Origin of the sequence: Haemophilus influenzae (assembly GCF_019703545.1) — a bacterium.
Taxonomy (GTDB): domain Bacteria; phylum Pseudomonadota; class Gammaproteobacteria; order Enterobacterales; family Pasteurellaceae; genus Haemophilus; species Haemophilus influenzae_E.
Window position 1 is genome coordinate 1,006,875 of the sequence record NZ_AP018771.1, and the last position, 23,773, is coordinate 1,030,647.

The 23,773-nt window shown below is 37.9% G+C and carries 19 protein-coding genes; 8 read left to right on the plus strand and 11 right to left on the minus strand.

What is annotated here, in order from left to right; all coding sequences use genetic code 11:
- Positions 1-37: 37 nt before the first annotated feature.
- From glnE to dksA, 8 genes are all read right to left on the minus strand, one after another.
- A complete protein-coding gene (glnE, locus tag K6J66_RS05050) occupies positions 38-2,983 on the minus strand; it encodes a bifunctional [glutamate--ammonia ligase]-adenylyl-L-tyrosine phosphorylase/[glutamate--ammonia-ligase] adenylyltransferase (RefSeq protein WP_110442597.1) in 2,946 nt (981 codons plus the stop codon).
- A 5-nt stretch (positions 2,984-2,988) separates the two neighbouring features.
- Positions 2,989-3,924 (minus strand): tRNA (adenosine(37)-N6)-dimethylallyltransferase MiaA, encoded by a 936-nt coding sequence (miaA, locus tag K6J66_RS05055; RefSeq protein WP_110442598.1) that lies wholly within the window; start codon positions 3,922-3,924, stop codon positions 2,989-2,991.
- Between the two features lie 7 nt (positions 3,925-3,931).
- The gene (gene mutL, locus K6J66_RS05060; RefSeq protein WP_038439596.1) at positions 3,932-5,821 is read right to left on the minus strand and encodes a DNA mismatch repair endonuclease MutL; all 1,890 of its coding nucleotides are present in this window, start codon (positions 5,819-5,821) and stop codon (positions 3,932-3,934) included.
- A complete protein-coding gene (locus K6J66_RS05065) occupies positions 5,822-7,120 on the minus strand; it encodes a LysM peptidoglycan-binding domain-containing protein (RefSeq protein WP_038439597.1) in 1,299 nt (432 codons plus the stop codon).
- Positions 7,121-7,127: 7 nt separating this feature from the next.
- On the minus strand, positions 7,128-7,604 hold the full coding sequence (gene tsaE / locus K6J66_RS05070; protein ID WP_005657736.1) for a tRNA (adenosine(37)-N6)-threonylcarbamoyltransferase complex ATPase subunit type 1 TsaE: 477 nt from the start codon (positions 7,602-7,604) through the stop codon (positions 7,128-7,130).
- A 75-nt stretch (positions 7,605-7,679) separates the two neighbouring features.
- Positions 7,680-8,162: a 2-amino-4-hydroxy-6-hydroxymethyldihydropteridine diphosphokinase gene (gene folK, locus K6J66_RS05075; protein ID WP_005657739.1), complete on the minus strand. Its 483-nt coding sequence runs from the start codon at positions 8,160-8,162 to the stop codon at positions 7,680-7,682.
- Between the two features lie 8 nt (positions 8,163-8,170).
- On the minus strand, positions 8,171-9,529 hold the full coding sequence (pcnB, locus tag K6J66_RS05080; RefSeq protein ID WP_005657742.1) for a polynucleotide adenylyltransferase PcnB: 1,359 nt from the start codon (positions 9,527-9,529) through the stop codon (positions 8,171-8,173).
- A 247-nt stretch (positions 9,530-9,776) separates the two neighbouring features.
- The gene (gene dksA, locus K6J66_RS05085) at positions 9,777-10,214 is read right to left on the minus strand and encodes an RNA polymerase-binding protein DksA (RefSeq protein WP_005657744.1); all 438 of its coding nucleotides are present in this window, start codon (positions 10,212-10,214) and stop codon (positions 9,777-9,779) included.
- A 259-nt stretch (positions 10,215-10,473) separates the two neighbouring features.
- On the opposite strand from dksA, the gene K6J66_RS05090 reads away from it, so the two are divergent.
- From K6J66_RS05090 to K6J66_RS05115, 6 genes are all read left to right on the plus strand, one after another.
- On the plus strand, positions 10,474-12,840 hold the full coding sequence (locus K6J66_RS05090) for a DNA internalization-related competence protein ComEC/Rec2 (protein WP_105197542.1): 2,367 nt from the start codon (positions 10,474-10,476) through the stop codon (positions 12,838-12,840).
- A gap of 40 nt (positions 12,841-12,880) precedes the next feature.
- Complete coding sequence (msbA, locus tag K6J66_RS05095; RefSeq protein ID WP_038439599.1) at positions 12,881-14,644, plus strand: lipid A ABC transporter ATP-binding protein/permease MsbA; 1,764 nt, start codon at positions 12,881-12,883, stop codon at positions 14,642-14,644.
- 72 nt (positions 14,645-14,716) lie between these two features.
- Positions 14,717-15,715, plus strand: coding sequence for a tetraacyldisaccharide 4'-kinase (gene lpxK, locus K6J66_RS05100; protein ID WP_038439600.1), 999 nt, complete (start codon positions 14,717-14,719; stop codon positions 15,713-15,715).
- A 70-nt stretch (positions 15,716-15,785) separates the two neighbouring features.
- Positions 15,786-16,550 carry a 3-deoxy-manno-octulosonate cytidylyltransferase gene (gene kdsB, locus K6J66_RS05105; RefSeq protein ID WP_038439601.1) on the plus strand — a complete coding sequence of 255 codons (765 nt, stop codon included), beginning with the start codon at positions 15,786-15,788 and terminating at the stop codon, positions 16,548-16,550.
- Positions 16,551-16,696: 146 nt separating this feature from the next.
- Complete coding sequence (gene uvrC, locus K6J66_RS05110) at positions 16,697-18,526, plus strand: excinuclease ABC subunit UvrC (RefSeq protein ID WP_038439602.1); 1,830 nt, start codon at positions 16,697-16,699, stop codon at positions 18,524-18,526.
- 97 nt (positions 18,527-18,623) lie between these two features.
- Positions 18,624-19,337: a TerC family protein gene (locus K6J66_RS05115; protein WP_038439603.1), complete on the plus strand. Its 714-nt coding sequence runs from the start codon at positions 18,624-18,626 to the stop codon at positions 19,335-19,337.
- Between the two features lie 52 nt (positions 19,338-19,389).
- Here K6J66_RS05115 and uxuA read toward each other — a convergent pair whose 3' ends face one another.
- The 3 genes from uxuA to K6J66_RS05130 form a co-directional block, all read right to left on the minus strand.
- Positions 19,390-20,574: a mannonate dehydratase gene (gene uxuA, locus K6J66_RS05120; protein WP_038439604.1), complete on the minus strand. Its 1,185-nt coding sequence runs from the start codon at positions 20,572-20,574 to the stop codon at positions 19,390-19,392.
- Positions 20,575-20,593: 19 nt separating this feature from the next.
- Positions 20,594-21,349: an FCD domain-containing protein gene (locus K6J66_RS05125; RefSeq protein WP_005672670.1), complete on the minus strand. Its 756-nt coding sequence runs from the start codon at positions 21,347-21,349 to the stop codon at positions 20,594-20,596.
- Positions 21,350-21,449: 100 nt separating this feature from the next.
- Complete coding sequence (locus K6J66_RS05130) at positions 21,450-21,752, minus strand: transposase (protein WP_370684008.1); 303 nt, start codon at positions 21,750-21,752, stop codon at positions 21,450-21,452.
- 321 nt (positions 21,753-22,073) lie between these two features.
- Between K6J66_RS05130 and K6J66_RS05135 the strand changes: the two genes are divergently transcribed.
- Entirely contained in the window at positions 22,074-22,919 is an 846-nt protein-coding gene (locus K6J66_RS05135; RefSeq protein ID WP_038439606.1) for an SDR family oxidoreductase, read from the plus strand.
- A gap of 22 nt (positions 22,920-22,941) precedes the next feature.
- Positions 22,942-23,769, plus strand: coding sequence for an HAD family hydrolase (locus tag K6J66_RS05140; RefSeq protein WP_038440236.1), 828 nt, complete (start codon positions 22,942-22,944; stop codon positions 23,767-23,769).
- The last annotated feature ends 4 nt before the right edge of the window (positions 23,770-23,773 follow it).

Here is a 23,773-nt window from a genome sequence, read left to right on the forward strand (position 1 = left end):
GATGAAGGCTATTTTTGAAACGTCCACAAGCCATATTTTAGGATACAAATAACCTATCCCAAAATGCTTGAATAAATGACCGCTCTTTGACAAATTCACTGTCTTCCACAACGGAAGATTTACCCAACAAATTTAAATGATGAATGGTATTGCGTAAATCGACATAACATTGTTTTAATGTGTCGCAGTCTGTTTGGCTAATAATATCAGCCTCTGCCATATCATTAAAAATGCGAACATTGTCTGACCATTTTGTTAGTTGTGAGTTTTGTGGGGCATTGGCAAGCATTAAATATTGAGCGATAAATTCAATATCAGTGATACCACCGCGATCTGTTTTAAGATTAAATTCACCATCTTTTGAATGAGACAAATGGGCAAACATTTTTTCCCGCATTTCAACAATGTCTCGTTTTAATTGCTCAATATCTCGTGATGTAGAAAGTACTTGTTGGCGGATATGTTCAAATTTCGTTTTAAGAGATGTTTCACCAAATACTGGACGAGCACGCACAAGTGCTTGTTTTTCCCATGTCCAAGCATCATTCAATTGATAATGGGCAAATGCAGAAAGAGAGCAACCAATTAAGCCAGCATCACCAGAAGGGCGTAGGCGCATATCTGCCTCATAAAGTACGCCAGCAGAAGTATTTATGCTGAAAATACTTACAATTTTTTGTGCCAAACGCAGGTAAAATTGATTGCTATCAATCACTTTTTTGCCACCTGTTGTTTGACTTTCTACGGCATCGTACAAAAATACGAGGTCTAAATCGGATTTATAACCGAGTTCAATACCACCTAGTTTTCCATAACCAATAACTAAAAATCCTTTTTCGTTATTTTGTAAATGTTCAGGTACACCAAATCTAGAGGAAACTTGTTTCCAAGCTAGATTCACAACCACTTCAATAATGGCTTCAGCAAGATAGGTTAAATGATCGCTTACTTTCATTACTGGCAATGCACCTAAAATATCTGCCGCTGCCACTTTTAATAGGGTTGCTTGTTTAAATTGACGTAAAGCATCGATAAGCTGTTCTTCATCATCAGGGGGTAAACGAAGCAAATATTGGTGTAACTCTGTAGGATATTGGGTAAATGGCAAGGGATGGCGTAGTGCTTCCGTATTAAGCAATTCATCTAATAAGATAGGATGGCGCGCCAATTGTTCTGAAATAAGTTGAGACTGCGCACAAAGTTCAATAACTTGCTGAAGGGCACGAGGATTTTCCAATAATAATTCTAAATAAGTCGTACGACTCGAAATTTTTTCAATAATGTTCAGTATTCGGGGGAGCAAAGTGCGGTAATTTTCTTGTTCAAAAATGAGTGCAAGTATTGTTGGCATCAAATGACTCAAAACATCACGCCCACGCAAACCAATCACTCTGTGATTTAGGCCGTCTTTGAATTGAGCAAGCTTTTCTAAAACTTCATCAATATTATTTTCTGATACACCACTCTCTAATAATGTTTGTTCAATATCCTCAAAATCTGCTTCTAAAAAATCTTGCCATTGGCTATCAGTTTGTGAAGGCTCATCTTGTTCATCACCGATTAATTGAGTAAATACTGCCCGCACTTTTTCTTGTTTTTGTTGTAAAGTGCGGTAAAAATCGTCCCAATTTTCTATTGGATAATGTTTTTCAATGGTTTGATTATTTTCATTTAAACAGGTGAATGTTTTACATGCCTCGACTAAACGAATTTTATCTATTTCATCGGTTGGTAGTGTTTGCGTTTGTTGATCGTTAATGGCTTGTAGAATGTTTTCTACGCGGCGTAAAAAAATATAACTTTCACGTAAATCGTGGAATTGTTGTTCGGTAATTAATCCTAGTTTGGTAATTTCAGGCAAGATCTTTAAGAGTGAATGTTGTTGCAGATTGATTTCTCGCCCGCCTCGAATGAGTTGAAAAACTTGTACGATAAATTCGACTTCACGAATACCACCAGCACCTAGTTTAATATTATCTTTCAAACCACGACGGCGTACTTCTCGCTCAATTTTGCCTTTCATTTCACGTAAAGATTGAATCACACTAAAGTCAATATAGCGACGATACACAAAGGGGCGTAACATTTTTTGCAATTTAGATACGTTGGGATCCTTTGTTTGTACGCCCAATACTCGCCCTTTAATCATTGCATAGCGTTCCCAATCTCGACCTTGATCTTGATAATATTGTTCCATTGCTGCAAAGCTGAGAACAAGCGCGCCGCTGTCACCAAATGGGCGCAAGCGCATATCGGTTCGATATACAAAACCATCAGAGGTAAATTCATCTAAGGCAGAAATAAGGCGTTGTCCTAAACGTGTGAAAAATTTCGTATTATCTACAGAACGTCGAGCATTCGTATTTTCAATAGATGTTTCCCCTTGTGATGGATAAGTGAAAATTAAATCAATATCCGAGGAAAAATTTAGTTCAAAGCCGCCTAGTTTCCCCATTCCTAGGATATAAAGTTGTTGCGGATTGCCTTGTTCATCCATTGGTGTGCCTATCTCCGCACAGGCTTGATGATAAAGCCAATCGCGGGCAGCGATAATTAAACTCTCTGCAAGTTGTGAAAGCTGAACAAAAATTTCCTCAACAGTGGCAAGATTCAAACTTTGACAAAAACTTAATTTTGCCATTTCAATGTTACGGAATTGGCGTAATGTTTGATAGAGTGCAGTTTCGTCATGTACATTGGCTAACTCTCTATTCAAACGTTCAATATAGGCAGTGCAATCTGCAAAACAGGGGGATTTTTCCCACCATTGTTTCACTAAGTGCGGGTATTTTTGCAAGACTTTTTCCACAAAGTCAGACATTGCTATGGCATAGCCTAATTGATAAACAGGCAGTTCTGGATGATTTGAATTTTGTTGAATAGCTTCGTGAATTTTTTCTGGGGAAAGCTCTGGAAAAGATTGGCACAGGATTGTGCCAAGAGATTGTAATTTTTGTTTGATGAGGGCCGAAAGTGCGGTCATTTTTTCTAACCTTTTTGATAGGAATCTAAGTGACGTAATACGGTTTCTTTCGCTTGTTGAGGTTGCAAACTATCCAGCCATTGTATTGGTGTTTTCCAACCGCGTAGCCAAGTGAGCTGGCGTTTTGCAAGTTGGCGCGTTGCACAGATACCACGGAAAATCATTTCCTCGTGATCGTAATCGCCTTGCAAATATTCCCACATCTGACGGTAGCCTACACAGCGAATTGACGGCAGATTAATATTTAAATCGCCACGTGCATAAAGTTTTTCTACCTCTTCTTGAAAGCCCAGTTCAATCATTTTATGAAAGCGTTGTTCGATGCGTTCATGCAAAACATGGCGATCTTGCGGCGCAATTGCAAATTGCACAAAATCATAAGGCAAGGCTTCGCCTTTTTCTTCAGTCAGCTCTGTGAGTGATTTTCCCGTGATATAAAAAACCTCTAAAGCACGATTGATTCGTTGAGAATCACTCGGATTAATTCGGGCGGCAGACATGGGATCGATTTTGGCGAGTTCTGTATGCAATGCTGCCCAACCTTGTTGAGCTGCTTTTTGTTCAAGCTCGGCGCGAATATTTTCATCAGCAGAAGGCAAGGGAGAAAGCCCTTCAATTAATGCTTTGTAATACAACATCGTGCCGCCCACTAGTAACGGGATTTTGCCTTGTGCGGTAATATCCGCCATTTCGCATAGCGCATCATCGCGGAAATTCATTGCGGAATAGCTTTCTGATGGATCTAAAATATCAATCAAACGGTGAGGCGCAAGAGCAAGTTCTTCTTTTGATGGTTTCGCTGTGCCAATATCCATTCCCTTATAAATAAGAGCTGAATCCACACTAATCACTTCGACTGGAAGCGAACTTCGTAGTTGAATAGCTAAATCCGTTTTGCCTGAGGCCGTAGGGCCCATTAAAAAAATTGCGGTTGGTTTCATGAAGAATCTAAATTTCGTCTAATAAAGGCTGCCAATTAACAGGTTTGAGTAATTGGGTGAATGCCGTGCGATTTGTTTGCGTGAGTAAACGTTCCGTCTCGCTCAATAAATTGAGTGCATCCGCTAAAGCGTTAAAGGTTTTGCATTCTAATTGTGCGCAAAGTGCGGTTAAAAATGGTGATGAATTTTCATCTCTAGTCAGCATTGCCATCACGCATTTTTGTAGATTTTGTGTGCGTAATACACTTGGCACTTTATTTAAGGTTAAACGTAATTGTGCTTGATTTTCGATAAATTCAAAGCCAATTTTTTTGAAGTCATCTGAATATTGTTGCCATGCTTGAAATTGTGCTTCCGTTAAGCGAAACACGATTGGAATCAACAATGGTTGTTGTTCAATCTGTATTTGTTGTAAAGCCAATTGCCATTGCAAGCGTTGTAATTTTTCCAATGAAAGCAAAAAGAAATCTTGGTTCTGTTGTAATAAGAGCGCGCGATTTTCAATAAGTGAAAGGGCACGCAGATGTGATGAGCACTCAATTATTTCAGTTGAGATGATTTTAGCTGTATCTGAAATATTTTGTTGTGCTGTATCCGATATATCCTTTTGCGCTGTAGGCGGTAACGTGCGTAACAATTCAGCATATAAACGTTGCTCAGTTTTACTCGGTGCATCAGAACGGTAATCTCGATAACCAGTACTTACATGATTTGGCAACACTGGTGTGTTAGAAAAGTGCGGTTGATTTTGCTGTGGTTTTTCATAATATTTTGGCGCAAAGCTATTTTGCCCCGCAGCTGCACGATTAGGACGAATGCTATAATTCGGTTGGGGCTCACGCACTGTATTTTCTTCGTGATTTTCTACCGCACTTTGGTCTGTGTGCCAATTAAGCTGTTCTTGATTGTTTAGTGCATAACTTATGCCTTCGTAAATAAAATCATGAATGAGGCGTTGTTGATGAAAGCGTACTTCATGTTTGGTTGGATGAACATTGACATCTACATCGTGCGGGTTTAAATCAATAAACAACACAAACGCAGGATAAGCATCGGTTGGTAAATATTGAGCATAGGCTTGTCGAATCGCATGGCTGATCACTTTATCTCGAACCATTCGGCCATTAATATAGCAATAACTTAAATCATTTTGAGTTCGGCTAAAATTTGGTGTCGCCACCCAGCCAGATAAGTGCAAATCATCGTGTTTCCAATCAATTCGTAAGGCATTTTTGACAAAATCATCCCCACAAATCGCGGCGACACGTTTTAGTTGTTGATTGATTGCTTCGGCAGGACGGTATTGACGGATAATTTTCCCATTATGAGTCAATGTAAATGCCGTATTGAATTTTGTTAAAGCAATGCGGCGAATGACTTCATCAATATGAGCAAATTCTGTTTTATCTGTGCGCAAAAATTTTCGGCGGGCTGGCGTGTTGAAAAAAAGATTGGCGACTTCAACTGTTGTGCCGACAGGATGTGATGCTGGTTTGATTGTGGTTTCCATATCACGACCTTGCGCATAAACTTGCCACGCTTCAGTTTGTTCTTCGGTACGAGAAGTAAGGGTTAGGCGTGATACGGAACTGATACTAGCTAATGCCTCGCCACGAAAACCTAAACTTAAAATCGCTTCGAGATCGTCAAGATCGGCTATTTTACTCGTAGCATGTCGTGCTAAAGCGAGGCTTAATTCTTCTTTTGGAATACCACAGCCATTGTCACGAATGCGGATTAAATTTGCCCCACCATTTTCGATATCAATTTGGATTTTATTTGCACCTGCATCAAGGCTATTTTCCACTAATTCTTTTACCACTGATGCAGGGCGTTCTACCACTTCTCCAGCAGCAATTTGGTTAGCAAGTTGTGGGGAAAGAATTTTAATAGGCATTTATTTTTCTCTTAATTTTATTTTTTGTCCTGTAATAACTTTGCCATTTTTTAAATGTGGATTTAGGCTCAATAGTATATTTACTGGAATGTTATATTCCCTCGAAATAGCATAAAGTGTTTGATTTTTTGTTACTTTATGATAGAGCGGAATTATATTTTTTTGATTATTAGTTTGTGTATTTTTCTCTTTTTTTAAATCTTTATTGGTATTATTTATTGAGCTATTTTGTTTTTTATGAAAATCATTTTCTTTAATTGTTAATGATTTATTTTTTATCTCGACATTATCAGGGATTTTAATACTTTCATTTAGCCAAAGTGTTTTTCTCTTTAATTGATTTAATTTAATAATATCAGAGACTTTTACGTGATATTTATTTGATAAGCTACCTAAACTTTCTCCTTTTTTTACAATATGGCGAATGCCACTGTCTTTAATATTATCTTCATTTATATTTTGTTCTGAAGTGCGGTTATTTTTCCCTGATTTTTTTATATCGTTTTGTTTGATGTTTTGCACTAAATTGTCTTTAACTAAAGTGTTGGTTTTACCGCTACGGAATGCAACTAAGCCTTCATAAATCATATAAGCAATGCGGCGACGATAAGTTTGGGAATTAAGTTTTTTTTCTTCTTCTGAATTGGAAAGAAATCCAGTTTCTACCAACACAGAAGGAATATCTGGCGAACGTAGAACACCCAAACTTGCATGTTGTGGTGTACTACGACTCAAGGTTGTTATTTTCGCAAAATGGTGCAAAATATGTTCGCCTAACACATAGCCAGTACGTTGGCTATGTCCGAATTGCAGATCAAGTACAGTCTGGTCAAGATATTTGTCATTATTGTGTGAAAGCACCTTTCCCGCTCCACCAAGTAATTCCGAGCGTTTTTCATCGTCTTCTAACCATTGACCCATTTCATCATTGGCTCGACGGTTTGACAATACCCAAACAGAAGCCCCGCGACGATCAGGCGATTCAGATGAATCCGCATGAATGGAAATAAGATAATTCGCTTTAAATTTACGTGCGATTTCTGAACGTTCAGGCACGGAAATATAATAATCACTTTTACGCGTTAATACACCACGAAAATGTGGATCTTTATCTAATAAGGCTTTTAATTCTTTTGCAATTGAAAGGGTAACATTTTTTTCATAAATGCCTAAGTTTCGGCCGATTGCACCAGGATCTTTTCCTCCGTGACCAGGGTCAATTGCAATCGTAATAGGAGCTGCAAAAATAGAAAAGCTAAATGTCGAGAAAAAAAGAAAAAATAAAATTTTAGTTTTCATAAATAAGTTAATTAGAAAATGCGCTTATAATATTTTTACCCAAATTTGTTTGTGCGATTAATTCAATATTTCGTGCATCATCGTAATAATCAATATTCACTAAAATATCCGATTCCGGCAATATGCCTTGGCCTTTTTCAGACCATTCAATTAAGCAAATGCTACCCGTATTAAAATAATCTCTAATACCCATAAATTCGAGTTCTTCAGGATCTGCTAGACGATATAAATCAAAATGATAAATCATTTTGCCTGCAATATTGTATTCTTCAACCAGCGTATAAGTTGGGCTTTTTACATTACCTTGATGACCGATGCCTTGCAACATTCCGCGTGTCAGCGTTGTTTTTCCTGCCCCAAGATCACCGTTAAGATAAACCATAATGGCTTTTTCTGTATGCAATTTTAAAAGAATTTCGGCGAATTTTTTGCCGAAGCGAAGCATAGAAAATTCATCAGGGATATATTGAGTTAAGCTTTCCATAACGGGTCATGAATGAAGAAAAATGTGGGCTGATTCTACCGCACTTTTGAGGTTCATAAAAGTGCGGTGAAATTTCTAGGGATTTAATTTTATCATTTTGTGGTCAGCAAATTGCTTGACCAGCTCTGTTATGATTTGACTATTTGGTAAAACTAAATCCGATGCGATTTCAAACAACGGCACAATGACAAACTCACGGTTATGCATATCATAATGGGGAATTGTTAAGCGTTCGTTTTGAATGATTTCGTTGCCGTAAAGCAAAATATCTAAATCTAACGTGCGTTCGCCCCAGCGACGTAAACGCACTCGACCTTGCTCGTTTTCAATACGCTGTAATTCATCTAATAGAGCAAGAGGACTAAGCTCGGTTTTAATTTTTGCAACGGCATTCACATAATCGGGTTGATCTTGTGGACCGAGCGGTTTGCTTTTATAAAAAGAGCTCGTTGCTACTAAATGAGTGTTTGGTAACTGACTTATCGCTTTAAGCGCAGCATGTAATTGTTCTACAGGTGTGTTTAAATTGCTACCTAGAGCAATATATGCAGTAATCATCTTTTTCCTTATTCAGCTGAGCGCGTTGTTTTACGACGGCGTGGACGGTAGTATTTTTTCTTTGGTTTAGGATGTAAGCGTTGTTGCTCGTGTATCAATTGTTCACGCTGTTCGCCATTACTAAATTGATATTCGTGCCACCATTTGGCTAATTCAATGGTTTCGCCACCTTCAATTTCTGCACGCATAGCCAGTAAATCAAAGCCAGCACGGAATTTTGGATGTTCCATGGTACGCATTGGTGCTGATCTAGTACGTTTTAATAATTGCAGTTGTAAGAACCAAATGTCACGAATGACCGCAGTATGACGACGTGGTGCAGCCAAAGCACGGCAGAATAAATCTAAAACTTCATTGCCAGCCAACGCATAAGCATCATGATTATTTAAACCACCTTCATTTTTCAAGATTTCCACTTTTTCGCGTAATGGATACCAGAAAAATGCTGCAAATAAGAATGCAGGATTAATACGAAGTTTATCCGCAACACGTTCATCCGTAGAAGTAAGTGCAGTGACGATCATGCGTTCCGCAAAGCTATCTTCTTTCTCTGTAAAATATGAGCTTAATGCAGGGAAAAGTTGTTCAAATAAACCATATTGGCGTAATAACCGATAGGTTTTTACCCCTTGTCCTGCCTGCAATAATTTTAAACTTTCATCAAATAAGCGAGCTGGCGGAATATTTTTTAATAAAGGCGCAAGTTCACGAATTGGCTGTTCACTTGGTTTTTCAAGGAACATATCAAGTTTTGCCATAAAACGAATTGAGCGTAGCATGCGCACAGGATCTTCTTGATAACGTGTAACAGGATCGCCAATTAAGCGTAGTTTTCCTGCTTTGAGATCCTTAATGCCCTCGAAATAATCTCGTAACGTATTATCTTGTGGATTGTAATACAGCGCATTGACCGTAAAGTCTCGGCGCACTGCATCTTGTTCAATCGTACCGTAAACATTATCGCGCAGTAACATGCCTTCATTGCTCTGTTTCGCTTGATTTTCATTGCGAGCATCACTGTGATTGGCACGGAAAGTGGCGACTTCAATAATATCTCGACCAAACATAATATGTGCTAATCGGAAACGGCGACCCACTAAACGGCATTGGCGTTGAAAAATATTTTGGATTTGCTCAGGACGGGCGTTTGTTGCAACATCAAAATCTTTTGGTTTTTTACCGAGCAATAAGTCACGGATACATCCACCGACGATATAAGCCTCGAAACCTTGACGTTGCAGTTTTTCCACTACATTGAGTGCATTACGGCTAAAATCACGCGGAGAAATATCAAATTGAGCCGCTTTAATCACATTTTTATCATAGCGACGTGTTTGTTCTGATTTTTTTGCTCGCGCTTTTGGCATTTGGCTATTAGAACGCTCAACTCGTTTAGAATGAGCACTTGTTTTGGCAACCTCTTTTGATTTTTTTGTCTTCTTGCCAAACAAATTTTTGATATAAGTAAGAATAATTTACTCCGTTTTGTTGTTGGAAATAAATGACTTGGCTCTTTTCCTGTAAAGAAAAAGGCAAGTGGATTTTCCTGCATTTTTAAATGCAAAAAAGTGCGGCTAATTTTAACCGCACTTTTGTATTTTTCAATAGAATGAATTAACCAGCGACTTGTTTTTCGCGGATTTCAGCTAAAGTTTTGCAATCAATGCAAAGATCTGCTGTTGGGCGTGCTTCTAAACGGCGAATGCCAATTTCTTCACCACAACAATCGCAGTAACCAAAATCGTCAGTATCAAGTTTCTTCAAGGTTGCTTCGATTTTTTTCATTAGTTTACGTTCGCGATCTCGATTACGTAATTCTAGACTAAATTCCTCTTCTTGAGTTGCTCGGTCTGCAGGATCGGGGAAATTGGTTACTTCATCCTGCATATGTGCAACGGTGCGAGAAGCTTCTTCCACGATTTGCTCGTGCCAAGCATTAAGAATCTTTCTGAAATGAAGAATTTGCTCTTCATTCATATATTCTTCATCTTTTTTCATTTGATAAGGCTTAACGCCTGCTAAATCTAGCAAGCTCAATGATTCTCTTGACATCTCTCACTCCTAATACATACAGAATTTAAGCGTGGACTTCACGACTTCCTGTCTTGTTATTTTAGTTTGTTCCTGACAGCTCTTTTAGGAACCCAACTTTTGCGGGCGGTATAAATATCAGAAGTTGTTTGTTTTAGCAAGTAAATTTTCCTGAAAAATTTATTTTTACGATATGGATCGCAAAATTTGAAGCAATCGTTTGCATATTTAAATAAAACTAGCCTAGGCTTAGAGAGACTGGAATTAATCTTTTATAAAAATGAAATTAAACTTAATAACTTTAGCTGTCTTGTTAATTGTCGCGGATTTAACGTTGTTATTTCTACCGCAACCGTTGCTATTGCCTTGGCAAGTTGCTCTCGTTATTGCGCTTGTTTTGATTTTTCTTTTTATTTTCTTGCGTAGAAATTTCTTAGTTAGCCTTGCTTTTTTTGTTGCCTCTCTTGGCTATTTTCATTATTCGGCTTTGAGTTTATTACAACAAGCTCAAAATATTACCGCTCAAAAGCAAGTGGTAACTTTTAAGATTCAAGAAATTTTGCACCAACAGGATTATCAAACGCTTATCGCCACAGCAACATTGGCGAATAATTTGCAAGAACAACGAATTTTCTTAAATTGGAAAGCGAAAGAGGTGCCTCAATTATCGGAAATTTGGCAAGCTGAAATTTCTTTACGTCCCCTTTCTGCGCGATTAAATTTCGGTGGGTTTGATCGGCAACAATGGTATTTTTCAAAAGGAATTACGGCTGTTGGAACGGTAAAAAGTGCGGTGAAAATTGCGGATGTTTCATCATTGCGAGCAGAAAAATTGCAACAAGTGAAAAAACAAACAGAAGGGTTGTCCTTACAAGGTTTATTGATTGCCTTAGCTTTTGGCGAACGGGCTTGGTTAGATAAAACCACTTGGTCAATTTACCAACAAAGCAATACCGCGCATCTTATTGCTATTTCTGGCTTACATATTGGGTTGGCTATGGGGATTGGATTTTACTTGGCGCGTGTTGTGCAAGTATTTTTCCCCACCCGTTTTATTCATCCTTATTTTCCTTTAGCTTTTGGTGTTTTATTTGCTTTAATTTATGCGTATTTGGCTGGTTTTAGCGTGCCAACTTTTCGTGCCATTTCAGCACTTGTTTTCGTTTTATTTATTCAAATAATGAGGCGACATTATTCGCCCCTTCAGCTTTTTACGGTGGTTGTCGGATTCTTGCTTTTCTGCAATCCATTAATGCCGCTTTCGGTCAGTTTTTGGCTTTCTTGTGAGGCAGTTGGGTGTTTGATCCTCTGGTATCGTTATGTGCCTTTTTCACTTTTTCAATGGAAAAATCGCCCCTTTTCACCAAAAGTGCGGTGGATTTTGAGTTTATTTCATTTGCAATTTGGGTTATTGCTCTTTTTTACACCTTTGCAACTTTTTCTATTTAATGGCTTATCGTTGAGTGGATTTTTAGCCAATCTTATGGCGGTTCCAATTTATAGTTTTTTGCTTGTGCCATTAATTTTATTTGCCGTTTTTACTAACGGCACAATGTTTTTTTGGCAACTAGCAAACAAGTTAGCCGAAGGAAGTACTGGGTTAATTTCTGTTTTTCAAGGAAATTGGCTCACGGTTTCATTTAATTTAGCATTATTTTTAACCGCACTTTGTGCAGGAATTTTTATGTTAATTATTTGGCGTATTTATCGAGAACCAGAGGCTTCATCATCAACTTGGAAAATTAAACGACCAAGATTTTTTACATTGAATCTCAGTAAACCTTTGCTAAAAAATGAACGAATCAACGTTTTGCGATGTTCTTTCGGCATTATTCTTATGTGTTTTATGATTTTGTTGTTTAAACAATTTAGTAAGCCAACTTGGCAGGTAGATACTTTAGATGTGGGGCAGGGCTTGGCAACGCTGATTGTGAAAAATGGCAAAGGGATTCTTTATGATACGGGTTCTTCTTGGCGAGGTGGAAGTATGGCTGAGTTGGAAATTTTGCCTTATTTACAAAGAGAAGGGATTGTTTTGGAAAAATTGATTTTAAGCCACGACGATAACGATCACGCAGGTGGTGCTTCAACAATTTTAAAGGCGTATCCCAATGTGGAATTAATTACCCCTTCGCAAAAAAATTATGGGGAAAATTACCGCACTTTTTGTACTGCTGGGCGTGATTGGCATTGGCAAGGGTTGCATTTTCAAATACTTTCTCCTCACAACGTTGTGACACGAGCTGATAATCCCCATTCTTGTGTAATTTTAGTCGATGATGGAAAGCATAGCGTTTTGCTAACTGGCGACGCTGAAGCAAAAAATGAGCAAATTTTTGCCCGCACTTTAGGCAAAATCGATGTGTTGCAAGTGGGGCATCATGGGAGTAAAACATCGACAAGTGAATACTTGCTTTCTCAGGTTAGACCAGATGTAGCGATTATTTCTAGTGGACGTTGGAATCCGTGGAAATTCCCTCATTATTCGGTTATGGAAAGGCTTCATCGCTATAAAAGTGCGGTAGAAAATACCGCTGTTTCGGGGCAAGTGCGGGTAAATTTTTTTCAAGACCGATTAGAAATCCAGCAAGCTCGCACAAAATTTTCCCCTTGGTATGCGCGTGTAATTGGATTATCAAAGGAATAAAAGGTACAATGCACGCAATTTTTACTATTAGATAGCGATTATGCAAGAGCAAAAATTACAAGAAAATGATTTTTCAACCTTACAAACTTTTAAACGTTTGTGGCCAATGATTAAACCTTTTAAAGCGGGGCTTATTGCTTCAGGTATTGCGTTAGTTTTTAATGCATTGGCTGATTCAGGCTTGATTTACTTGTTAAAACCTTTGTTGGACGATGGTTTTGGTAAGGCAAACCATTCATTTTTGAAAATAATGGCTTTTGTTGTTGTGGGAATGATTATTTTACGTGGCGTGACTAACTTTATTTCTAATTATTGCTTGGCGTGGGTATCAGGCAAAGTTGTCATGACAATGCGTCGCCGCTTATTTAAACATTTAATGTTTATGCCAGTGAGTTTCTTTGACAGAAATTCAACGGGGAAATTACTTTCTCGTATCACTTATGATTCTGAGATGATTGCAAGTTCTTCTTCAGGATCTTTGATTACCATTGTGCGAGAAGGAGCATATATTATTTCGCTATTGGCAGTGATGTTTTATACAAGCTGGGAATTAACCCTTGTTTTATTTGTTATCGGGCCAATTATTGCAGTATTGATCACTATCGTTTCAAAAATTTTCCGTAAGTTGAGTAAAAATTTACAAGATTCAATGGGGGAATTGACGGCGACGACGGAGCAAATGCTGAAAGGACATAAAGTCGTGATTTCTTTTGGTGGTCAGTTTGTCGAGGAAGAGCGTTTTAATAAAGTGAGTAACAACATGCGTCGTAAAGGTATGAAAATGGTTACTGCAGATTCCATTTCCGACCCTGTTGTGCAGATTATTGCTTCTTTTGCTTTAGTTGCTGTATTGTTTTTAGCTACCACGCCATTAATTGCGGAAGATAATCTAAGTGCGGGTTCTTTTACGGTAGTTTTTTCATCTATGTTGGCAATGATGCGCCCATTAAAATCCTTAACGAATGTAAACTCTCAATTCCAACGTGGAATGGCAGCCTGTCAAACTTTATTTGCCATTTTAGACTTAGAACCAGAAAAAGATAACGGCACTTATAAAGCAGAACCTGCTAAAGGCGAGTTAGAATTTAAAAATGTGAGTTTTGCATATCAGGGAAAAGAGGAACTTGCATTGAATAATATTTCTTTTAGCGTGCCTGCAGGAAAAACCGTTGCTTTAGTGGGACGTTCTGGATCAGGCAAATCAACCATTGCTAATTTAGTGACACGTTTTTATGATGTTGAGCAAGGCGAGATTTTACTGGATGGCGTAAATATCCAAGATTATCGTTTATCTAATTTGCGTGAGAACTGTGCCGTGGTTTCTCAACAAGTCCATTTATTTAACGATACTATTGCGAATAATATTGCTTATGCAGCACAAGATAAGTATTCTCGCGAAGAAATTATTGCTGCAGCAAAAGCGGCTTATGCTTTAGAGTTTATCGAAAAATTACCGCAAGGTTTTGATACGGTAATTGGCGAAAATGGCGCGAGCCTATCTGGTGGGCAACGCCAGCGTTTAGCGATTGCTCGTGCTTTATTGCGTAATTCGCCAGTATTAATTTTAGATGAAGCCACATCTGCACTAGATACGGAATCTGAACGCGCCATTCAATCTGCATTAGATGAATTGAAGAAAGATCGTACTGTTATCGTAATCGCCCATCGTTTATCAACCATTGAAAATGCGGATGAAATTCTTGTGATTGATCACGGAGAAATTCGTGAGCGAGGCAACCATAGAGCATTGCTTGAACAAAATGGAGCTTATAAACAGCTATACAGTATGCAGTTTAGTGGCTAATTTATTAATTATCGAAAACGCGAGTTGAAAAACTCGCGTTATTTTATCCGCACTTATTAGAAAGGATTCCCTATGCCCTTCTGGTATTCCAATTCCAAACTTATTTGGCTCTTATCGCCTTTTTCTTTATTGTTTTGGTTGATTAGCCAACTTCGTCGCGCCTTATTCTCTTTGGGGATAAAATCTTCTTATCGTGCACCAAAACCAGTGATAATTGTGGGGAATTTGTCTGTGGGTGGAAATGGCAAAACGCCCGTGGTGGTGTGGCTTGTGGAAGAATTAAAAAAACGAGGTTTGCGCGTAGGTGTGATTTCTCGTGGTTACGGCAGTAAATCTAAAACTTATCCGTTGTTTGTTACTGAAAATACAAATCCAATTGAAGGTGGCGATGAACCTGTATTGATTGCTAAACGTACTAATGTTCCTGTCGTGATTTCCCCGAATCGCCAGCAAGCGATTGAATTACTCTTAAGCCAAGCAGAGTGCGATATTATTGTTTCTGACGATGGTTTACAGCATTATCAATTACAGCGTGATTTAGAAATTGTCGTAATGGACGCAGAGCGTGCGTTGGGAAATGGTTTTGTATTGCCTGCAGGCCCATTGCGAGAATTACCAAGTCGATTAAAATCCGTAGATTTTGTGATCACTAATGGTGGAAAAAATCAGTATTCAGATGCAGTTATGTATCTTGTACCCCATTTCGCGATTAATTTAAAAACCAATGAAAAACGCCAATTAAATGAATTTCAATCGGGTGTTGCCATTGCAGGGATTGGCAATCCACAGCGTTTTTTTACTATGTTAGAAAAGTTAGGGATTCAGTTACAGCGAACGCAAGCATTTCAAGATCATCAGCATTTTGAAGTGTCTCAATTAGAAAAACTTGCTGAAAATCAACCGCTCTTTATGACGGAAAAAGATGCCGTAAAATGCCAATCTTTTGCCAAAGATAATTGGTGGTATGTCCCTGTAGATGCAGAGATTATTGAGGCTGAAAAACAAGGTGAAAATTTACCGCACTTTTGGGACAAAATAGACAAACTTGTGGCGCAATATAGAAATGGCTGAAAGGATTAATCTCCAGTTGTTTTGATTGCTTGCCGATAAAGCTGAAATATTAAAGAATAAGGAATAAATTATGTCATTTACCGTGATTATCCCTGCTCGTTTTGCATCAAGTCGTTTGCCTGGAAAACCGCTTGCTGATATTGCGGGTAAGCCAATGATTCAACATGTATTTGAGAAAGCACTGCAGTCTGGGGCGAACCGAGTGATTATTGCCACCGATAATGAAAATGTGGCTGATGTTGCTAAAAGTTTTGGTGCAGAAGTGTGCATGACTTCGGTTAATCATAATTCTGGTACAGAACGTTTAGCGGAAGTTGTAGAAAAATTAGCGATTCCTGACAATGAAATCATTGTCAATATTCAAGGCGATGAGCCTTTGATTCCTCCCGTTATCGTGCGACAAGTGGCAGATAATTTAGCAAAATTTAATGTCAATATGGCAAGTCTTGCGGTAAAAATTCATGATGCTGAGGAATTATTTAATCCAAATGCAGTGAAAGTTTTGACGGATAAAGACGGCTATGTGCTATATTTTTCCCGTTCGGTTATTCCTTACGATCGTGATCAGTTTATGAATTTACAGGATGTTCAGAAAGTACAGCTTGCGGACGCTTACTTACGTCATATTGGCATTTACGCATATCGTGCTGGTTTCATAAAACAATATGTGCAATGGGCTCCGACTCAACTTGAAAATCTAGAAAAACTTGAGCAGCTTCGTGTGTTATATAACGGCGAACGCATTCATGTGGAGCTTGCGAAAGAAGTGCCTGCAGTGGGGGTGGATACTGCTGAAGATTTGGAAAAAGTGCGGCTGATTTTGGCGAAGGATTAAATGTTTGGCTCCCCTTGCTTGCGGGGGGAGCTGCCGAAGGCTGAGGGGGGATAAATTTAACATCGCAAGCCCCCTTCAGCTCTTTAGGCTCCTTCCCTCGAAAGCAGGGGAAGGCAAGATGTCTTTTGTTATTGGTAAAATATTCTATGTTCAATTACAAAAAATTCCTCGCTGATGTCTCTCACGAACCTGGTGTTTATCGTATGTATGACGATAAAGATCAGGTTATTTATGTTGGGAAAGCAAAGGATCTAAAAAAACGTCTTTCAAGCTATTTTCGTAAAAATCTGAGTAGTAAAAAAACAGAGGCGTTGGTGGCATCAATTCATCATATTGACACCATGCTAACTTCATCTGAAACGGAAGCTTTACTGCTAGAGCATAATTTTATCAAGCTTTATCAGCCTCGCTATAACGTATTATTGCGTGATGATAAATCCTATCCATTTATTTTATTAACCAAAGAACGTCATCCAAGAATCACGTCCTATCGTGGGTCTAAAAAATTTGCGGGTGAATATTTCGGGCCTTATCCTCACGCAGGCGCCGTGCGTGAAACCTTATCACTTTTGCAAAAACTTTTCCCTGTTCGACAATGTGAAAATTCCGTTTATTCCAACCGCTCTCGTCCTTGTTTACAATATCAAATTGGGCGTTGTTCTGCGCCTTGTGTACAGGGATATGTTTCTGATGAAGAATATAATCAGCAAGTTGAATTAGCCCGCTTATTTTTACAAGGCAAAGATCAACTGGTGTTAGATTATTTAATCGGGAAAATGGAGCAGGCAAGCAGAAATTTAGATTTTGAACAGGCGGCTCGTTATCGTGATCAGATTCAGGCGGTGCGTTCGGTTATTGAAAAACAATTTGTATCCAATGAACGTTTAGATGATATGGATATTATGTCCATCGCTTACCAACACGGTTTAGCCTGTGTACAAGTGATGTTCATTCGTCAAGGAAAAGTGCTAGGCAATCGCAGTTACTTCCCAAAAGTCCCTGCCAATACGGATTTATCGGAACTTACCGAAACTTTTGTGGGGCAATTTTATTTACAAGGTCATCAAGGGCGAAGTATCCCAAATAGTATTATTGTCGATCGTCAATTAGCTGAAAAATCAGAGCTTGAGCAACTTCTTACGGAGCAAGCAGGCAGAAAAGTGACGATTCAAGAAAGTGTAAAAGGCGATAAGAGTAAATACTTACAGCTCGCACAAGTTAATGCTAAAGCGGCTTTAAATGTACAACTTAAACAATCTTCACGAATGTCAGAGCGTTATCAAGCGTTGTGTGATCTGTTAAATCTCCCTGAAATTAAGCGTATGGAGTGTTTCGATATAAGCCACACGATGGGAAATCAAACGGTAGCATCTTGTGTTGTTTTTAATCAAGAAGGCCCACTGAAATCTGATTATCGTCGTTTTAATATTGAAGGCATTACTGGTGGGGATGATTATGCAGCAATGGAACAAGCGTTGCAGAAACGTTATGAGCGTGATTTAGAAGAAGATAAAATTCCTGATATTATTTTTATTGATGGTGGAAAAGGGCAATTAAATCGTGCGCTGAACGTGTTCCAACATCTTCAAGTAAAATGGGATAAAAATAGACCGCACTTAATTGGCGTGGCAAAAGGTGTGGATCGTCGAGCAGGGCAGGAAGTACTGATCATCAGCAAACAAGACCGCGAAATTCATTTGCCTGATGATAGTTTGGCATTGCATTTGATTCAACACATCCGTGATGAAAGTCATAATCACGCAATAAGCGGACACCGTAAAAAACGTCAAAAAGCCTTTACACAAAGTGGTTTAGAAACGATTGAAGGTGTGGGTGCTAAACGTCGTCAGGCTTTACTGAAATATCTTGGCGGTTTACAAGGTGTGAAAAAGGCGACCTTAGATGAAATAGCCTCTGTACCAGGAATTTCCCTTAAACTTGCTGAAACGATTTTTGAAACGCTCAAAAACGATTAATCAATTATCTCTTAAATGTAAATAACGATTGCTTTTCATCATAAAGTCATTATGATCCGAACTTTCGGATCTATTTAACTCTATTATAGGAAAAATTATGTTTGAATGGATTACTGATCCTGAAGCGTGGATATCACTTGCGACACTTACTGCTTTGGAGATCATTTTAGGGGTCGATAATATTATTTTTATTAGTATCCTAGTTGGGCGTTTACCTGAAAGCCAACGCCAGTTTGGTCGTATTATTGGACTTGGTTTAGCAATGCTAACAAGAATTTTACTTTTAATGTCACTGGCTTGGATGATGAAACTTACTGCGCCATTATTTACTCTGTTTAATCAAGAAATTTCTGGGCGTGATTTGATTTTATTAATCGGTGGTTTATTCCTGATTGTGAAAAGTTCAGGCGAAATTAAAGAGGCAATAAATCATCAAGAACACCATAATTCTGAAAGCAAAAACAAAGTGAGTTATTTTGGCGTATTAATTCAAATTGCTGTGCTAGATATTGTATTTTCTTTAGATTCTGTCATTACAGCGGTGGGTATGGCAAGCCACCTTCCTGTGATGATTTTGGCGATTATGATTGCCGTTGGCGTGATGATGTTTGCAGCAAAACCAATCGGCGATTTCGTAGATACGCATCCAACCTTGAAAATTCTAGCTTTAGCCTTCTTAGTTTTAGTGGGAATTAGTTTAATTGCAGAAAGTTTGGATATTCACATCCCGAAAGGTTACATCTATTTTGCAATGGGATTCTCTGTTGTGGTCGAAATGATCAATATTCGAATGAGAAGATTGATAAAATAAATTAGAAGTGCGGTCGATAAAAATAATGTTTTTTATGACCGCACTTTTTCTTTTACTTATTGAAATACACTTTTTTTAGTGCCATCTCTAAACCGCGAAATTCAGCTAGGCCTTTTAACCGACCAATGGCAGAGTAGCCAGGGTTGGTTTTTTTACGTAAGTCATCCAACATTTGATGCCCATGATCTGGGCGCATTGGGATTAAACGCGTTTCTCCTTGATTTAATCGACGATATTCTTCATTTAATAAGGCTTTTACCACATTAAACATATCTACGTCTCCTTCTAGATGAGCTGCTTCATGGAAGGTTAGTGGATTATCTTCACGTTGAGTAGAACGTAAATGTGCGAAGTAAATACGATCAGCGAATTGTTCTATCATTTTTACGAGATCATTATCGGAGCGTACGCCATAAGAACCCGTACACATTGTAAAACCATTTGCTGGTAATGGTTGAGTTTCTACAAACCACTGCATATCTTCAATAGTTGAAACTATGCGTGGTAAGCCTAAGATTGGGCGTGGAGGATCATCTGGATGAATCGCCATTTTGATTCCTACTTCTTGGGCAACAGGTACGATCTCATTTAAAAAATAAGCCAAATGCGTACGGAATTTTTCGGGTGAAATATCTTTATAGCGATTTAATTGAGTTTGAAATTCATCAAGAGTATAACCTTCTTCTGCCCCAGGTAAGCCCGCAATAATATTATGCGTTAATTGCGTTATATCTTGCTCTGACATCTTGTCATAATAGGTTCTTGCTGCAACTTGTTCTTCTTGATTATAGGCTTTTTCTGCATCAGGACGTTTTAAAATATGAAGTTCAAATGCTGCGAAAGCGATATGATCAAAGCGCAATGCTTTAGAACCATCTGGTAATTCATAAGCGAGATCAGTACGAGTCCAGTCTAAAACAGGCATAAAATTGTAACAAACAGTGTCAATTCCGCATTGAGCAAGATTGCGAAGAGTTTGTTTGTAGTTATTAATCCATTTTTGATAATTTCCAGTCTGAGTTTTTATCTCTTCATGAACTGGTACACTTTCCACTACTGACCAGCTTAAACCTGCATTCTCTATTTCAGTTTTGCGTTTTTTAATTTCTTCAATACGCCATATTTCACCGTTAGGAATATGGTGAAGTGCAGTGACTATACCAGTTGCGCCTGCTTGACGAATATCAGATAAAGAAACAGGATCTTTTGGTCCATACCAACGCCATGCTTGTTCCATTTTTAACTCCTATAGTTTTCTAACGATCAACAACAATTGGGCTCATATTAAATAGATAACCATCAAAATTAGGATCATCTACATCAGATAATTCAAAAAGTTTTTGCTTAACATTTTCTAAATGTTGCCACATTGCTTTTTTTGCCATTGCAGGATCTTTTTTCTGCAGGGCTGTAATAATATTTTCATGATCTTGTAACCAAAGGTGACGATAACTTTGATTTGGAATATGAAGATGTAAACCCTTCCACATTTGACTATTGGTACGAAGATCCCATAATGCTTTTTGCATCTGTAAGATAACTTCATTTTGAGTTATTTCTGCTATAGTGCGATGAAAATCTTCATCTGCCACATAATCTTCATCACCTTGTTCAAGAGTATTTCGCTCTCTTGCTAGAATGTCTTTTAATTTAGTAATATCTGCTCTTGTCACTTGTAATGCAGCAAATTCAGCCATACTACTTTCTAATAATTGGCGAGCTTGTAAAAGTTCAAAAGGGCCTACATCAACCTTATCTAAAAATTCATCATTACTTGCAGTGCGTTGTGGCAATGCAATCACATACACTCCAGAACCTTTGCGTACTTCAACAAGGTTTTCTAATTCAAGCATAATTATGGCTTCTCTAATTACGGTTCGACTCACATTGAAATAATTAGCTAAATCACGTTCTGCCGGCAATTTATCGCCTATTTGATATTGGTGATTTTCAAGTTGTTCTTTTAATTCATTTCCTATTTTTTTATAGGAGCGTAAGTCACTGAGCATCATTTCTTAATCCTATCTTTGTATTTTGGTTTACCAATTATACGTTAAATGCAATATGTAAAAAACATTTATCAATATTATTATTTTGGGTTGTACTAGATAACTATAGTGATGCATACTTAACATTTTGTTTTAAAATGAAAATTTTGGATTCAATGTTACTGTAATTAAAACGCCATTCGCATTCCTTCAAATATAGTTCAAAATGCACATTTGGGAATGTCGTTAAACTTGTGTAAATGGCGTTTTGCTTGATTCCCCAAATGTTAATGTGGTTATGATTTTCAGCAAAATGTATTCTGTGATTGATACGAAAATGGCTAAATTCACTCACATTAAGTACATCATAACTACGATAAGTATCAGTGTAAACCATGCTATCAAGCCTTACTTGCTCTCGAATAATCGGAAGTTGTGTTGCCGATTAAGTATTGGCAGTGGTATGAACCTTGCCATTACGTTTAAGAAGCCCGAATACAGCCACTTTGCTGGCCGTACCACGCTCACGTTTGCGTGTGCCACCGAAGTTACTTTCATCTACTTCAATTAGACATGATTTACATTAATACTTATCAGGTAAACCAATTCTCTCTTTTCTAGAAGAATATGCAAGATTGTTTTCTTAAAAATGTGATGTATGTCACAAAATTGAAATAAATCGGTTTACCAATTTATTTTGGTTGTGTACCATTTGGTCAGTGGTTAATCATTTATGGAAGAGGGAATTATGTCAATTGCTAGAAAACATGATCTTAAAAATAAACTCATCGTTATTACTGGTGCAGGTGGAGTTTTATGTGCCTTTTTAGCTAAGCAGTTGGTTCATACACAAGCTAACATCGCTTTATTAGATATTAACTTTGATGCGGCTAATGCTGTTGCTGATGAAATTAACCAACAAGGCGGGAAAGCAAAAGCATATAAAACGGATGTATTGGATATTGATAGTCTAAAAGTAGTTCGGGAACAAATTATGCTGGATTTTGGTACTTGCGACATTTTAATTAATGGTGCGGGAGGTAATAATCCGAAAGCGACTACAGATAACGAATATCATCAACTTAATCTTAACGAAAATACCAAAACATTTTTTAATTTAGATAAATCAAGCATCGAGTTTGTGTTTAATTTGAACTACTTAGGAACACTTTTACCTACTCAAGTTTTTGCTCAAGATATGATTGGTAAACAAGGTGCAAACATTCTAAATGTGTCTAGTATGAATGCCTTTACTCCATTGACAAAGATTCCTGCGTATTCTGGTGCGAAAGCCGCTATTAGTAACTTTACCCAATGGCTGGCAGTGTATTTTTCAAAAGTGGGCATTCGTTGCAATGCTATTGCTCCAGGTTTTTTAGTGAGCAACCAAAATCAAGCATTACTTTTTGATGAACAAGGAAAACCAACACCGCGAGCAAATAAAATTTTAACCAATACTCCAATGGGACGTTTTGGTGAACCAGATGAACTTGTTGGTGGTGTGCTGTTTTTAATTGATGAAGCTTACGCAAGCTTTGTAAATGGAGTGGTATTGCCAATTGATGGTGGTTTTTCTGCTTATAGTGGTGTTTAGTGACAGTGAATTAGGTGAAAAAATGCAAAATTTCAGTAAGCAAAAAGAGGTTATTGTTTGCGTAGATTCTGATGGATGTGCAATGGATACAATGAATCTTAAACACGAAAAATGTTTTGGGCCTTGTGCGGTAGATACCTTTCATATTGAAGATAGAGAGCGTTTTCTTTCTTTATGGAACAAAATTAATTTATTTTCTGAAACACGAGGTTGTAATCGTTTTAAAGGCTTAGTGTTATCTCTCGAAGAGTATGGATATCAAGGCGACATTTCTATATTTAAATCATGGGTGAGTCGCACTAAAGAGCTTTCTAATCGAGCCTTGAAACAAGAGATTGAGATTTCACCATCAGAGGATCTAACTCTTGCGTTGCGATGGTCGGAACAAGTTAATCAAAGTATTATTACGCTCAAAGAAGAATTTAAAACGTTTCCTAATGTGCAGCAAAATCTGGCATTTATTAAAAGATTTGCGGATGTTGCCGTAGTGAGTGCAGCTAATAATGAAGCCATTATTGATGAGTGGGGAAAATACCATTTATTAGAGAGCGTTAATATTATTTTTGGACAGGATCAAGGTAGTAAAGCAGATAGCCTAAACGAGCTGAAAAAATATGGCTATCTGCCAGAAAATATCTTGATGGTGGGCGATTCACCTGGTGATTTATTTTCAGCAATGGCAAATAATGTATGTTTTTTCCCTATTTTATGTGGCTTCGAAAGTCAGTCTTGGCAGCAATTAATTTTAGAGGCGTTAGGAAAATTAGTTTATGGTCAATTTGATACGGGATACCAGCAGACATTGATTGAACAGTTCCACCATAATTTGAATACACAATCAAATAATTAAGGAG